12 protein-coding genes are annotated in these 15,590 nt (G+C 63.0%); all 12 read left to right on the top strand.

Features of this window, described 5'->3' with window-relative positions:
- Positions 1-1,653: urocanate hydratase (hutU, locus tag H621_RS0122550; protein ID WP_028945541.1), on the top strand; the 1,653-nt coding region annotated here is incomplete at its 5' end.
- A gap of 67 nt (positions 1,654-1,720) precedes the next feature.
- Complete coding sequence (hutH, locus tag H621_RS0122555) at positions 1,721-3,253, top strand: histidine ammonia-lyase (RefSeq protein ID WP_028945542.1); 1,533 nt, start codon at positions 1,721-1,723, stop codon at positions 3,251-3,253.
- Between the two features lie 90 nt (positions 3,254-3,343).
- Positions 3,344-4,756 (top strand): amino acid permease, encoded by a 1,413-nt coding sequence (locus tag H621_RS0122560; protein ID WP_028945543.1) that lies wholly within the window; start codon positions 3,344-3,346, stop codon positions 4,754-4,756.
- 15 nt (positions 4,757-4,771) lie between these two features.
- Positions 4,772-5,977 carry an imidazolonepropionase gene (hutI, locus tag H621_RS0122565; protein ID WP_028945544.1) on the top strand — a complete coding sequence of 402 codons (1,206 nt, stop codon included), beginning with the start codon at positions 4,772-4,774 and terminating at the stop codon, positions 5,975-5,977.
- A gap of 14 nt (positions 5,978-5,991) precedes the next feature.
- Positions 5,992-6,786 (top strand): N-formylglutamate deformylase, encoded by a 795-nt coding sequence (hutG, locus tag H621_RS0122570; RefSeq protein WP_028945545.1) that lies wholly within the window; start codon positions 5,992-5,994, stop codon positions 6,784-6,786.
- Positions 6,787-6,873: 87 nt separating this feature from the next.
- Positions 6,874-7,845, top strand: coding sequence for a prolyl aminopeptidase (pip, locus tag H621_RS0122575; RefSeq protein ID WP_028945546.1), 972 nt, complete (start codon positions 6,874-6,876; stop codon positions 7,843-7,845).
- The gene (dtd, locus tag H621_RS0122580) at positions 7,842-8,279 is read left to right on the top strand and encodes a D-aminoacyl-tRNA deacylase (protein WP_028945547.1); all 438 of its coding nucleotides are present in this window, start codon (positions 7,842-7,844) and stop codon (positions 8,277-8,279) included. The genes pip and dtd overlap by 4 nt, the downstream gene beginning before the upstream one ends.
- Positions 8,280-8,540: 261 nt before the next feature.
- A complete protein-coding gene (locus H621_RS0122585) occupies positions 8,541-10,256 on the top strand; it encodes a glucan biosynthesis protein G (RefSeq protein WP_084168032.1) in 1,716 nt (571 codons plus the stop codon).
- Positions 10,249-12,822, top strand: a complete 2,574-nt coding sequence (gene mdoH, locus H621_RS0122590) for a glucans biosynthesis glucosyltransferase MdoH (protein WP_028945549.1) — start codon at positions 10,249-10,251, stop codon at positions 12,820-12,822. Before H621_RS0122585 ends, mdoH begins: the two co-directional genes overlap by 8 nt.
- A gap of 192 nt (positions 12,823-13,014) precedes the next feature.
- A complete protein-coding gene (locus H621_RS0122595) occupies positions 13,015-13,815 on the top strand; it encodes a transporter substrate-binding domain-containing protein (protein WP_028945550.1) in 801 nt (266 codons plus the stop codon).
- 78 nt (positions 13,816-13,893) lie between these two features.
- The gene (locus H621_RS0122600; protein ID WP_028945551.1) at positions 13,894-14,856 is read left to right on the top strand and encodes an amino acid ABC transporter permease; all 963 of its coding nucleotides are present in this window, start codon (positions 13,894-13,896) and stop codon (positions 14,854-14,856) included.
- A complete protein-coding gene (locus H621_RS0122605) occupies positions 14,849-15,583 on the top strand; it encodes an amino acid ABC transporter ATP-binding protein (protein ID WP_028945552.1) in 735 nt (244 codons plus the stop codon). Before H621_RS0122600 ends, H621_RS0122605 begins: the two co-directional genes overlap by 8 nt.
- Positions 15,584-15,590: the final 7 nt, after the last annotated feature.

Here is a 15,590-nt window from a genome sequence, read left to right on the forward strand (position 1 = left end):
CGTGACGTCGAAATCCGCGCAGCCCGCGGCAACAAGCTCACCGCCAAAAGCTGGCTGACTGAAGCCCCGCTGCGCATGCTGATGAACAACCTCGACCCGGAAGTGGCAGAGAACCCCAAGGAGCTGGTGGTTTATGGCGGCATCGGCCGCGCTGCACGCAACTGGGAGTGCTACGACAAGATCGTCGAGAGCCTCACCAACCTGAACGACGACGAAACCCTGCTGGTGCAGTCGGGCAAGCCGGTCGGCGTGTTCAAGACCCACAGCAACGCCCCGCGCGTGCTGATCGCCAACTCCAACCTGGTGCCGCACTGGGCCAACTGGGAACACTTCAACGAACTGGATGCCAAGGGCCTGGCCATGTACGGCCAGATGACCGCCGGCAGCTGGATCTACATCGGCAGCCAGGGCATCGTCCAGGGCACCTACGAAACCTTCGTCGAAGCCGGTCGCCAGCACTACAACGGCAGCCTCAAGGGCAAGTGGGTACTGACCGCAGGCCTGGGCGGCATGGGCGGTGCCCAGCCACTGGCCGCGACCCTGGCCGGTGCCTGCTCGCTGAACATCGAATGCCAGCAGAGCCGCATCGACTTCCGCCTGAGCAGCCGCTATGTCGACGAGCAAGCCAAGGACCTGGACGACGCCCTGGCCCGTATCGCCAAGTACACCGCCGAAGGCAAGGCCATCTCCATCGCCCTGCTGGGCAACGCCGCCGAAATCCTGCCGGAACTGGTCAAGCGTGGCGTGCGTCCCGACATGGTCACCGACCAGACCAGCGCCCACGACCCACTGAACGGCTACCTGCCAGCCGGCTGGACCTGGGAACAGTACCGCGACCGCGCCCAGACCGACCCGGCTGCCGTGGTCAAGGCTGCCAAGCAATCGATGGCCGTACACGTCCAGGCCATGCTCGATTTCCAGAAGCAGGGCATCCCGACCTTCGACTATGGCAACAACATTCGCCAGATGGCCAAGGAAGAAGGCGTCAGCAATGCCTTTGACTTCCCGGGTTTCGTACCGGCCTACATCCGTCCGCTGTTCTGCCGCGGTATCGGTCCGTTCCGCTGGGCGGCACTGTCGGGCAACGCTGAAGACATCTACAAGACCGACGCCAAGGTCAAGGAACTGATCGCCGACGACGCCCACCTGCACAACTGGCTGGACATGGCGCGCGAGCGCATCAGCTTCCAGGGACTGCCGGCACGTATCTGCTGGGTTGGCCTGGGCCTGCGCGCCAAACTGGGCCTGGCCTTCAACGAAATGGTCCGCAGCGGCGAGCTGTCGGCGCCGATCGTCATCGGCCGCGACCACCTGGACTCGGGCTCGGTGTCCAGCCCCAACCGCGAGACCGAGTCGATGCAGGATGGCTCCGACGCCGTCTCCGACTGGCCACTGCTCAACGCCCTGCTCAATACCGCCAGCGGCGCGACCTGGGTTTCGCTGCACCACGGTGGCGGCGTCGGCATGGGCTTCTCCCAGCACTCGGGCATGGTGATCGTCTGCGACGGTACCGATGAAGCGGCCGAGCGTATCGCTCGCGTACTGCACAACGACCCGGCCACCGGCGTCATGCGTCACGCCGATGCCGGCTACCAGATCGCCATCGACTGCGCCAAGGAACAAGGCTTGAACCTGCCGATGATCACAGGCTGATCTTCGCCAATTGGTTGATACTGATATCTATGCAGGCGAATACGCCTCACGAGTACGGAGCATTAACGTGACTGAATTGACCCTGAAGCCCGGCACCCTGACCCTGGCTCAGCTGCGTGCGATCTACAAGCAGCCGGTAAAACTCAAGCTGGATGCCAGCGCCGATCAGCAGATCGATGCCAGCGTCGCTTGTGTCGAGCAGATCCTGGCGGAAAACCGCACCGCCTACGGCATCAACACCGGGTTCGGCCTGCTGGCCTCGACCCGCATCGCCAGCCACGACCTGGAAAACCTGCAGCGCTCGCTGGTGCTGTCCCACGCCGCTGGTGTAGGCGCGCCAATCGATGACGCCCTGGTGCGCCTGATCATGGTGCTCAAGGTCAACAGCCTGAGCCGTGGTTTCTCCGGCATCCGTCGCAAGGTCATCGATGCGCTGATCGCCCTGATCAACGCCGAGGTGTACCCGCACATCCCATTGAAAGGTTCGGTAGGCGCATCCGGCGACCTGGCGCCACTGGCGCACATGTCGCTGGTGCTGCTCGGCGAAGGCAAGGCCCGCCACAACGGCCAGTGGCTGCCGGCCACCGAAGCCCTTGCGGTTGCCGGCCTTGAGCCGCTGACCCTGGCGGCCAAGGAAGGTCTGGCCCTGCTCAACGGCACCCAGGCGTCCACCGCCTTTGCCCTGCGCGGCCTGTTCGAAGGTGAAGACCTGTTCGCCGCCGCCATGTCGGTCGGTGCCCTGACGGTTGAAGCAGTATTGGGTTCGCGCTCGCCGTTCGATGCCCGTATCCATGAGGCCCGTGGCCAGCGCGGCCAGATCGACGCCGCCGCCTGCTACCGCGACCTGCTCGGTGACGGCAGCGAAGTCTCGGCTTCGCACCAGAACTGCGGCAAGGTGCAGGACCCGTACTCCCTGCGCTGCCAACCACAAGTCATGGGTGCCTGCCTGACCCAGTTCCGTCAGGCAGCCGAAGTGCTGGTGGTCGAGGCCAACGCCGTATCCGACAACCCGCTGGTATTTGCCAAAGAAGGTGATGTGATCTCCGGCGGCAACTTCCACGCCGAGCCTGTGGCCATGGCGGCTGACAACATGGCCTTGGCCATTGCCGAGATCGGTTCGCTCAGCGAGCGCCGCATCTCGCTGATGATGGACAAGCACATGTCCCAGTTGCCGCCGTTCCTGGTGGCCAATGGTGGCGTCAACTCGGGCTTCATGATCGCCCAGGTGACCGCTGCTGCACTGGCCAGCGAGAACAAGGCCCTGGCCCACCCGCACAGCGTCGACAGCCTGCCGACCTCGGCCAACCAGGAAGACCACGTGTCGATGGCCCCGGCTGCCGGCAAGCGCCTGTGGGAAATGAGCGACAACGTGCGCGGCATTCTGGCCGTGGAGTGGCTGGCTGCCTGCCAGGGCCTGGACCTGCGCGAAGGCCTGAAAACCTCGCAAAAGCTCGAACAAGCCCGCCAGACCCTGCGCAGCAAGGTCGCCTACTACGAGAAAGACCGCTTCTTCGCCCCGGACATCGAGGCGGCAATCGCCCTGTTGGCCGAAGGTCACCTGACCGGCCTGCTGCCGGCCAAGGTCCTGCCTAGCCTGTGAACCTCGGGCTGGCCATCGTGCCAGCCACCTGCCGCACGGACCTTCATCGGTCCGTGCCGCTTTTCGCCTACAACAAAAACAGGACGCGAAATGCACACTCAAGCACAAGGACTCACGCGCGGATTGAACGCGCGTCATATTCGCTTCATGGCATTGGGATCGGCGATCGGAACCGGTCTGTTCTACGGTTCTGCCTCGGCCATCCAGATGGCCGGCCCGGCCGTATTGCTGGCCTATCTGATTGGGGGCGCCGCGGTCTTCATGGTCATGCGCGCGCTGGGTGAAATGGCCGTACACAACCCGGTGTCCGGCTCTTTCGGCCAGTACGCCAACACCTACCTGGGGCCGATGTCCGGGTTCATCCTGGGGTGGACCTACGCCTTTGAAATGATCATCGTCTGCCTGGCCGACGTCACGGCGTTCGGCATCTATATGGGCTTCTGGTTTCCGGAGGTGGCCCGCTGGATCTGGGTGCTGGGCATTGTCTTCCTGATCGGCGGCCTGAACCTGTGCAACGTCAAGGTGTTTGGCGAGATGGAATTCTGGCTGTCCTTGCTCAAGGTCGGTGCCATCGTTGCAATGATCCTGGCCGGTTTCGGCATCATGGCGTTCGGGCTGAGCAATGCCGATGCCGGAAACGTGGTGGGCGTCAGTAACCTGTTCGAGCATGGCGGTTTCATGCCCAATGGCATCGGCGGCCTGATCGCCTCGTTTGCCGTGGTGATGTTCGCCTTCGGCGGCATCGAAATCATCGGCATCACCGCCGGCGAGGCCAAGGATCCGCAGCGCGTCATCCCCAAGGCGATCAACGCCGTGCCGCTGCGCATCCTGCTGTTCTACATCCTCACCTTGTTCGTGCTGATGTGCCTGTACCCATGGCCACAGATCGGCAGCCAGGGCAGCCCGTTCGTGCAGATCTTCAGCAACCTGGGCATCGGCTCGGCGGCGACTGTGCTGAACATCGTGGTGATTTCGGCAGCGGTATCGGCCATCAACAGTGACATCTTCGGTGCCGGTCGGATGATGTACGGCCTGGCACAGCAAGGCCATGCACCCAAAGGCTTCGCCAAGATTTCCCGTCACGGCGTACCGTGGATGACCGTGATGGTCATGGGCGCCGCCCTGCTCGGGGGTGTGGTGCTCAACTACTTGATCCCGGAAAACGTGTTCCTGCTGATTGCCTCGATCGCCACCTTTGCTACTGTCTGGGTCTGGCTGATGATTCTGGTGACCCAGGTTGCCATGCGCCGCAGCATGAGCCGTGAAGAGGTGGCCCAGCTCAAGTTCCCGGTGCCGTTCTGGCCATACGGGCCGGCAGCGGCAATTGCCTTCATGCTGTTCGTGTTCGGCGTGCTCGGTTACTTCCCTGATACTCAGGCAGCGTTGCTGGTGGGCGTGGTCTGGGTGCTGTTCCTGGTCGCTTCCTACCTGCTGTGGTGCAAGCCGCGGGCAGCCAAGGGCGAATTGCCGCTGGCCCAGGATCCTTCTCAATCTCACCGCTAACAACGGAGACACTCCATGAAAACCCTCTGGCAGCACTGCCATGTGGCGAGCATGGCCCAAGGCAGCTATTCGATCATCGAGGATGCGGCGATAGTCACCAGCGCCGGCCACATCGAGTGGATCGGCCCGCGCCAGGCGCTACCGGCCATTACCGCTGACAGAACCGTGGACCTGGGCGGTGCCTGGGTCACGCCGGGGCTGATCGACTGCCACACCCACGCGGTGTTCGGTGGCAATCGCAGCGGCGAGTTCGAGCAGCGCCTCCAAGGCGTGAGCTACGCTGAGATCGCCGCCCAGGGCGGCGGCATTGCCAGCACCGTGCGGGCTACCCGCGCAGCCAGCGAAGATGAGCTGTTCGCCAGTGCCCGCCAGCGGGTGCAGGCGCTGATGCGCGATGGCGTGACCACCCTTGAGGTGAAGTCTGGCTACGGCCTGGACCTGGCCAACGAGCGCAAGATGCTCAAGGTGGCCCGTCGCCTGGGCGAGGAGCTGCCGGTTACCGTGCGCAGCACCTGCCTGGCCGCCCATGCCTTGCCGGCTGAGTACAAGGATCGCGCCGACGACTACATCACCCACATCTGCGACGAAATGCTCCCCGCCCTGGCTGCCGAAGGGCTGGTCGATGCCGTGGATGCGTTCTGCGAGTACCTGGCCTTTTCCCCGGCCCAGGTCGAGCGGGTGTTCATCACGGCCCATGCGCTGAAACTGCCGGTCAAGCTGCACGCCGAGCAACTGTCGTCGCTGGCGGGCTCGAGCCTGGCCGCGCGATACCAGGCGTTGTCGGCCGATCACCTGGAGTTCATGACCGAAGACGATGCCATCGCCATGGCTGCGTCGGGGACCGTGGCGGTGTTGCTGCCCGGCGCCTTCTACTTCTTGCGTGAAACCCAGCTGCCGCCCATGGATGCCTTGCGCACGCACGGGGTGAAAATCGCCATCGCCAGCGACCTCAACCCGGGTACCTCACCAGGGCTGTCGTTGCGACTGATGCTCAACATGGCCTGCACGCTGTTCCGTATGACCCCGGAAGAAGCCCTGGCCGGTGTTACTCTGCATGCCGCCACGGCCCTGGGCCTGGGCCATAGCCATGGCTCGCTGGAAGTCGGCAAGGTGGCTGACTTTGTCGCCTGGCAGATCGAGCGCCCGGCAGACCTGTCGTACTGGCTGGGCGGCGACCTGCCCAAGCGGGTGGTGCGCCGGGGCCATGAAATTTTCAACTGATTGAAGGAGGGCCTATGGACAAGGTACTGAGTTTTCACCAGGGCAGCCTGCCGCTGCTGATCAGCATGCCCCATGCCGGTTTGCGCCTGACCCCCGTGGTTAAAGCCGGGCTGGTGGCGCAGGCGCAAAGCCTGCCGGACACCGACTGGTACATTCCGCAGTTGTACGACTTTGCCCGTGAACTGGGCGCCAGCGTGGTGGCGGCCGAGTACTCGCGCTTTGTCATCGACCTGAACCGCCCGGACGATGACAAACCCTTGTACGCCGGCGCCACCACCGGGCTGTACCCGGCCACCCTGTTCGAAGGCGAGCCGCTGTTCGAGGCGGGCAAGGAGCCGTCGGCCGAAGAGCGGGCCGAGTACCTGGAAGGCATCTGGCGTCCTTATCACAACACCATCCGCAGTGAACTGGATCGCCTGAAAAAGCAGTTCGGTTACGCACTGCTGTGGGATGCCCACTCGATCCGTTCGCATATCCCGCATCTGTTCGACGGCAAGTTGCCGGACTTCAACCTGGGCACCTTCAACGGCGCCAGTTGTGCTCCGCAGCTGGCCGAGCGCCTGCAAGCGGTTTGCGCCAGGGCCGACCAGTACAGCCACGTGCTCAATGGTCGTTTCAAGGGTGGGCATATCACCCGTCACTATGGCGACCCGGCCAACAACATCCATGCGGTGCAGCTGGAACTGGCGCAGAGCACCTACATGGAAGAGGTCGAACCGTTCAAGTACCGCGAAGACCTGGCCCAGCCGACCCAGGTGGTATTGAAGCAGTTGCTGGAGACTATGCTGGCCTGGGGCAAGGCCCACTAGCGCTGTAGGCGCAGTGGTGATGATGCTCAAAGCGCAATTCGGGTTTATGATGCCCAACGGCAGAATAATTCCCACACGGAGTGCGTAATGCAGACCTTGTACCCGCAGATCAAACCCTACGCCCGGCACGATCTGGCCGTGGAAGCACCGCATGTGCTGTATGTCGACGAGAGCGGTTCGCCGGAAGGTCTGCCGGTGTTGTTCATCCACGGTGGCCCGGGTGCAGGCTGCGATGCCCAGAGCCGCTGCTACTTCGACCCCAACCTGTACCGGATCATCACCTTCGATCAGCGTGGCTGTGGTCGCTCGACCCCCCATGCCAGTCTGGAAAACAACACCACCTGGCACCTGGTCGAAGACATCGAGCGCATCCGCAAGCACCTGGGCATCGACAAGTGGGTGCTGTTCGGCGGCTCCTGGGGTTCGACCCTGGCCCTGGCCTACGCCCAGACCCACCCCGAGCGCGTTCACGGGCTGATTCTGCGCGGCATCTTCCTGTGCCGCCCGCAAGAGATCGAGTGGTTCTACCAGGCAGGCGCCAGCCGCCTGTTCCCGGACTATTGGCAGGACTACATTGCCCCGATCCCGGCCGAAGAGCGTGATGACCTGGTCAAGGCCTTCCACAAGCGCCTGACCGGCAACGACCAGATCGCCCAGATGCACGCCGCCAAGGCGTGGTCCACCTGGGAAGGGCGCACCGCTACCCTGCGGCCCAACCCGCTGGTGGTCGATCGCTTCTCCGAGCCCCAGCGCGCGCTGTCGATCGCTCGCATCGAGTGTCATTACTTCACCAACAATGCCTTTCTCGAACCCGACCAGCTGATCCGCGACATGCCGAAGATCGCCCACCTGCCGGCGGTGATCGTGCATGGCCGCTACGACGTGATCTGCCCGCTGGACAACGCCTGGGAGCTGCATCAGGCCTGGCCCAACAGCGAACTCAAGGTGATTCGCGACGCCGGCCACGCTGCGTCCGAGCCGGGCATCACCGATGCCCTGGTACGTGCTGCCGACCAGATGGCCCGGCGTCTGCTCGATCTGCCATTGGAAGAAGCATGAAGGGTTTGCTGCAACGCGTGCGTGGCGCGCGGGTCGATGTAGAAGGGCAAACCGTCGGGGCAATCGACCAGGGCCTGCTGGTGCTGGTGGCGGTCGAACCCGGCGACACCCCGGCCCACGCCGACAAGCTGTTGCACAAGCTGCTCAACTACCGGGTATTCAGCGACCCGCAAGGCAAGATGAACCTGTCGCTCAAGGACATCGGCGGCGGTCTGCTGCTGGTGTCGCAGTTCACCCTGGCCGCCGACACCCAGAGCGGGCTGCGGCCCAGCTTCTCGACCGCCGCGCCACCGGCACTGGGGGCCGAGTTGTTCGACTACCTGCTGGCCCAGGCCAGGCTCAAACATGAAACGGTTGCCAGTGGCCAATTTGGTGCAGACATGCAAGTGCATCTGGTCAATGATGGCCCCGTAACATTTATGTTACAAATCTGATGGCAAAAAACCCCTGTTTGTAGGAAAACAAGGGGTTTTGTGGCAGAAATAGTTTGTTTGGCCTGATGCGTTGTAACGCAGCCTGCTGGATAATCGCGCGCTATTGGGCCTGCGTTCGTGGGTTCGTTTCACTCTGACTTGAGACTGTCTGGAACCGTTTGGGGAATCATTGCGCCCTTTCGGAGTCCGAACAGTGCTCGCCAACCTGGCATTTGTCGCTGGCCGTTGGTTCTTTAGATCTGTTTTCGGCGAGGGTTGCTCGTGATTGTAAGTCCCTGTAATGCACCAAGAACTCCTGGCAATCGGCTGCGCAAGGCCCTGCTGGCGGGCGCTACGCTGGTAGGCCTGTTCAGCGCCGGCCAGCTCTGGGCGTTCAACCTTGACGATGTCGCGGCCAAGGCGAAGGATCTTGCCGGACAGAAATATGAGGCTCCAAAAAGCAATCTGCCGGCCGTGTTCCGTGACATGAAATACGGCGACTACCAGCAGATCCGCTTCCTGAATGAGAAAGCCGAATGGGCGAATGAGAAAACCCCGTTCAAGCTGTCGTTCTATCACCAGGGCATGCACTTCGACACGCCGGTGAAAATCAACGAAGTCACGGCTACCACGGTCAACGAGATCAAGTACGACCCGAGCCGCTTCGATTTCGGTACTGTGCAGTTCGATCCAAAGGCCACCGAGAACCTGGGCTATGCCGGTTTCCGTGTCCTGTATCCGATCAACAAGGCCGACAAGCAGGATGAGATCATGACCCTGCTTGGCGCCAGCTACTTCCGCGTGGTCGGCAAGGGCCATGTGTATGGTCTGTCTGCCCGTGGCCTGGCCATCGACACCGCGCTGCCGTCCGGCGAAGAATTCCCGCGCTTTACCGAGTTCTGGGTCGAGCGCCCGAAGCCTGCCGACAAGCACCTGGTGATCTACGCGCTGCTCGACTCGCCGCGTTCCACCGGCGCCTACCGCCTGACCCTGCGTCCGGGCAGCGACACCATCGTCGACGTCAAGTCCAAGGTGTTCCTGCGTGACCACGTCAGCCGTCTGGGCATTGCCCCGCTGACCAGCATGTTCCTGTTCGGCGGCAACCAGCCATCCAAGGTGCTGAACTACCGTCCGGCCCTGCATGACTCCGAAGGCCTGTCGATCCACGCCGGTAACGGCGAGTGGTTGTGGCGCCCGCTGAACAACCCGAAACACCTGGCCGTGAGCAATTTCAGCGTCGAGAACCCGCGTGGTTTCGGCCTGCTGCAGCGCCAGCGTGAATTCAGCCAGTTCGAAGACCTGGACGACAACTATCAGAAGCGCCCAAGCGCCTGGATCGAGCCGGTGGGCGACTGGGGCAAGGGTACCGTCGATCTGGTCGAGATCCCGACCGCCGACGAAACCAACGACAACATCGTTGCGTTCTGGAGCCCGGAAAAACTGCCGGAGCCAGGCACCCCGTTCGAATACGCCTACCGCCTGCACTGGACCATCGACGAGTCCGCGTTCCACTCGCCGAACCTGAGCTGGGTCAAGCAGACCCTGCGTTCCACCGGTGACGTCAAGCAATCCAACCTGATTCGCCAGCCAGACGGCAGCGTTGCCTTCCTGGTCGACTTCGAAGGCCCGGTATTGGCTAAACTGCCGGAAGACACCGCTGTGCGCAGTCAAGTCAGTGTTGGCGACAACGCCGAGCTGGTCGAGAACAACCTGCGCTACAACCCGGAAATCAAAGGCTGGCGCCTGACCCTGCGGTTGAAGGTCAAGGATCCGAGCAAGTCGGTTGAAATGCGCGCGGCGCTGCTGCGTGACGTTCCGGTCGAGCCGGCCAAGCCCGCTAAAACCGCCAAGCAGGAAAAAGCTGCGGCCAAGCATGCCAAGGCCGAGAAGCCTGCCGAGCAACCTGCCGCCGACGCGGCGCCTACCACCGGGACACCGGCCACCACCGAACAGGTGTTGACCGAGACCTGGAGCTACCAGTTGCCTGCCGATGAGTAACTCTCAAGCACGGCCAGAATCGCTTGGCGAATACCTGGCCCATCTACCACTGAGCGACGAGCAGCGGGCAGAACTTGCCAGCTGCAACTCGTTCAGCGAGCTGCACCAGCGTTTGTCTTCGCAGCCAGCTGTCCGTGATGCCGACGCCGTGCAGGCGTCGGTGGGCAGCCGCCTGACCCTGACCAGCGCCGCTGAAATGGAAGAGGCCGAGATGCTCGGCCTCGACGCCAGCGGTCGCGTGTGCCTGAAGGCCACGCCGCCGATCAAGCGTACCCGGGTGATTCCCGAGCCATGGCGGACCAACATCCTGATCCGCGCCTGGCGTCGCCTGACCGGGCGTACCAACGCCCCGGCGCCGGCCAAGCGCGAGCTGCCCAAGGCACGCTGGCGCTGGGTCGGTTCCATGCGCCGCTACATCCTGCTGACGCTGATGCTCGGCCAGACCATTGTCGCCGGCTGGTACATGAAGGGCATCCTGCCGTACCAGGGCTGGTCGTTCGTCGATCTTGACGAAGTCATGCACCAGCCGCTGCTGCAAACGGCGACCCAGGTCTGGCCGTATGCGCTGCAGACCAGCATCCTGATCTTGTTCGGTATCCTGTTCTGCTGGGTCTCGGCCGGTTTCTGGACCGCGTTGATGGGCTTCCTCGAGTTGCTGACCGGCCGCGACAAGTACCGCATTTCCGGCAGCAGTGCCGGTAACGAGCCGATCGAGGCGGGTGCGCGTACCGCCATCGTCATGCCGATCTGCAACGAAGATGTACCACGGGTATTCGCTGGCCTGCGTGCGACCTTCGAATCGGTGGCGGCCACGGGCGACCTGGACCGCTTCGACTTCTTCGTCCTCAGCGATACCAACGACACCGACATTGCCGTGGCCGAGCAACAGGCCTGGCTTGAAGTCTGCCGCGAGTCCAAGGGCTTCGGGCGGATCTTTTACCGTCGCCGCCGTCGCCGGGTCAAACGCAAGAGCGGTAACCTCGACGACTTCTGCCGTCGCTGGGGCAGCGACTACCGCTACATGGTGGTGCTCGACGCCGACAGCGTCATGAGCGGCGAATGCCTGACCAGCCTGGTGCGGTTGATGGAAGCCAACCCGGACGCCGGTATCATCCAGACCGCGCCGAAGGCTTCGGGCATGGACACCCTGTATGCGCGCATGCAGCAGTTCGCCACCCGCGTCTATGGCCCGCTGTTCACCGCCGGCCTGCACTTCTGGCAGCTCGGTGAGTCGCACTACTGGGGCCACAACGCGATCATCCGCATGAAGCCCTTCATCGAGCACTGCGCCCTGGCGCCGTTGCCGGGTAAAGGTGCATTCGCCGGCGCCATCCTGTCCCATGACTTCGTTGAAGCTGCGCTGATGCGCCGTGCCGGCTGGGGCGTGTGGATTGCCTACGACCTGCCGGGCAGCTATGAAGAGTTGCCGCCGAACCTGCTCGACGAGCTCAAGCGTGACCGGCGCTGGTGCCACGGCAACCTGATGAACTTCCGCCTGTTCCTGGTCAAGGGCATGCATCCGGTACACCGCGCGGTGTTCCTCACTGGGGTGATGTCGTACCTGTCGGCGCCGCTGTGGTTCTTCTTCCTGGTGCTGTCGACGGCCTTGCTGGCGACCAATACCCTGATGGAGCCGCAGTACTTCCTCGAGCCACGGCAGCTCTATCCGCTGTGGCCGCAATGGCACCCTGAGAAGGCCATCGCGCTGTTCTCCACTACCATCGTGCTGCTGTTCCTGCCCAAGCTGCTCAGCGTCATCCTGATCTGGGCCAAGGGTGCGAAAGAGTTTGGCGGGCGCTTCAAGGTCACCCTGTCGATGCTGCTGGAGATGCTCTTCTCCATGTTGCTGGCACCGGTGCGGATGATCTTCCACACCCGTTTCGTGCTCGCCGCGTTCCTGGGGTGGGCTGCGACCTGGAACTCGCCGCAGCGTGACGACGACTCAACGCCGTGGAGCGAAGCGGTACGCCGTCATGGCCCGCAAACCCTGCTGGGTGTGGCTTGGGCGCTGCTGGTGGCGTGGCTGAACCCGAGCTTCCTGTGGTGGCTGGTGCCGATCGTAGGTTCGCTGATGCTGTCGATCCCGGTCTCGGTGATCTCCAGCCGCGTACACCTGGGCCTGCGTGCCAAGGACGAAAGCCTGTTCCTGATCCCCGAGGAATACGCCACGCCCCACGAGCTGCTGGCCACCGACCAGTACACCCACGAGAACCGCTGGCACGCCATGCACGACGGTTTCGTCCGTGCCGTGGTCGACCCGCAGCAGAACGCCCTGGCCTGCGCCCTGGCGACTGCGCGTCATGGTGTCGCAGCGCCGATCGAATCGCTGCGCGCCGAGCGCATCGAAAAAGCGCTGGACCTGGGGCCGACCGGCCTGGACGGCAACACCCGCCTGGCCCTGCTCAGCGACCCGGTCGCCCTGGCTCGCCTGCACAATCGCGTGTGGGATGAGAAGCACGAGCCGTGGTTGAGCGTGTGGCGTCAGTCGATCGCCAACGATCCGCACTCGCCGTTGCTGCCGCTGCATCCAGAGCCGGTGGCACAGCCTTCGATGGCCAGCGCCTGATTCATCGCGGTGCAAGCCCGCTCCCACAGCCACTGTGGGAGCGGGCTTGCACCGCGATGATCTCCCCCCTTTTTCCGATACCCACAACGCTGTCCATGCGTTAGCATCCCCTCCGAATATCTCGCACCGTCCTGTAGGACGATTCGCGCTAAAAATAAAATTCGAGCTTTCTTGCTGGGGGATCTGGTGATGTTGAAAAAGTATCTGTCGATGCTGCTGGTCGGCGTCACGGCGCTGGTTGCGGTCAATGCCGCCCAGGCAGCCGGGGCTATTGATGATGCAGTCAAGCGTGGCACCCTGCGTGCAGGCATGGACCCTACCTACATGCCGTTCCAGATGACCAACAAGCGCGGCGAGATCGTCGGCTTCGAAGTCGATATCCTCAAAGCCATGGCCAAGTCCATGGGCGTCAAGCTGGAGATGGTCTCCACGTCCTACGACGGTATTATCCCGGCCCTGATGACCGACAAGTTCGACATCATCAGCAGCGGCATGACCCTGACCCAGGAACGCAACCTGAAGCTGAACTTCAGTGAACCCTTCATCGTGGTCGGCCAGACCCTGCTGATCCGCAAGGAACTGGCGGGCGAGATCAAATCCTACAAGGATTTGAACAACGAGAAATACCGCCTGACCTCCAAGCTCGGCACCACTGGTGAAATGGTCGCCAAGAAGCTGATCGGCAAGGCCAAGTACCACGGCTACGACAACGAGCAGGAAGCGGTGATGGATGTGGTCAACGGCAAGGCCGATGCCTTCGTCTACGACGCACCGTATAACGTGGTTGCCGTGAACAAGGCCGGTGCCGGCAAGCTGCTATTCCTGGACAAGCCGTTCACCTTCGAACCCCTGGCCTTCGGCCTGAAGAAGGGCGACTACGACAGCCTGAACTTCATCAACAACTTCCTGCACCAGATCAAGCACGACGGTACCTACGATCGAATCCACGACAAGTGGTTCAAGGACACCGCCTGGCTCAAGGACATGGAATAAGGCCACGGCGCAGCGCCTGGCTTGAAACCCGACGCGCAGGCTGGCCCTGCGCGTTCGCTTTTACGGAAGTACCCTTACGTGATCAAACACAAAAAATCCCAGTGGCCCTGGCACGGGCTCACCGCGCTGGTCCTGGTTGGCCTGGCGCTGAGCCTGTACTACGCGACCTCGATGATCTCCTACGAGTGGAGCTGGAACCGGGTGCCGCAATACTTCGCCTACGAGGCCGAAGTTGCCCAGCGGGCCCCCGAAAACGGCACCATCGAGTCGATTACCCCTCAAGGCACAATGGCCACCGTCACCGTGCGTGACGAGAGCGGTGCCGAGCAGGTATTCGAGGTCGAACAGGCCAGTGTGCAGCTGTCGCGTGGCGATGATGTCAGCGAAGGCGACCTGATCGGCGTCACCCATCACTGGGCCGCCGGACCCTTGGCCTGGGGCCTGTGGACCACCATCTGGATCTCGGTAGCCTCTGGCGTACTGGGCCTGGTGATCGGCCTGTTCGCCGGCCTGTGCCGGTTGTCGAGCAACCCGACCCTGCGTGACCTGTCCACGGTCTACGTCGAGCTGGTGCGCGGCACACCCCTGCTGGTGCAGATCTTCATTTTCTACTTCTTCATCGGTACGGTGCTGAACCTGTCCCGGGAGTTTGCCGGGGTGGCGGCGCTGGCGCTGTTCACCGGAGCCTATGTGGCCGAGATTGTCCGTGCCGGCGTGCAGTCGATTGCCAAGGGGCAGGGCGAAGCAGCCCGTTCCCTGGGCTTGAGCGCAAGCCAGTCGATGCGCCATGTGGTATTGCCACAAGCCTTCAAGCGCGTGCTGCCGCCGCTGGCCGGGCAGTTCATCAGCCTGGTCAAGGACACCTCGCTGGTGTCGGTGATTGCCATTACCGAACTGACCAAGAGCGGGCGCGAAGCGATCACCACCTCGTTCTCGACCTTCGAGATCTGGTTCTGCGTGGCCGGGTTGTACCTGTTGATCAACCTGCCGCTGTCGCACATGGCCAGCCGGCTCGAGCGGAGGCTTGCGCAAAGTGATTGAAGTCCGTGATCTGGTAAAAGTCTTCGATACCCGTGGCCAGGTGGTGCGCGCGGTCGATCATGTCAGTACCGATGTAGCCAAGGGCGAAGTGCTGGTGGTGCTGGGGCCGTCGGGGTCGGGCAAGTCGACGTTCTTGCGCTGCCTGAACGGTCTGGAGTCCTTCGACGAGGGCACCGTGGCCATCGACGGCCTGCAACTGGCCGACCCCAGGACTGACGTCAACGCCTACCGCCGCGAAGTCGGCATGGTGTTCCAGCACTTCAACCTGTTCCCGCACATGACCGTGCTGGAGAACCTGTGCCTGGCGCAGAAGGTGGTGCGCAAGCGTGGCAAGGCCGAGCGCGAGGCCAAGGCCCGGGCACTGCTGGAGAAGGTCGGGATCGCCCAGAAGGCCAACGAGTACCCATCGCGGTTGTCCGGCGGGCAGCAGCAGCGGGTGGCGATTGCCCGCGCCCTGGCGATGGACCCGAAGGTCATGCTGTTCGATGAACCGACTTCGGCGCTGGACCCGGAAATGGTCGGCGAAGTGCTGGATGTGATGAAGACCCTGGCCCTGGAAGGCATGACCATGGTCTGCGTGACCCACGAAATGGGCTTTGCCCGGGAAGTGGCGGATCGGGTGTTGTTCTTCGACCACGGCAAGCTGCTGGAGGACTCGCCACCCGAGCAGTTCTTTACTTCGCCCAAAGACCTGCGGGCGCAGGCCTTCTTGCGTCAGGTCCTTTAGAACCTTC

Origin of the sequence: Pseudomonas vranovensis DSM 16006, from assembly GCF_000425805.1 — a bacterium.
GTDB lineage: Bacteria > Pseudomonadota > Gammaproteobacteria > Pseudomonadales > Pseudomonadaceae > Aquipseudomonas > Aquipseudomonas vranovensis.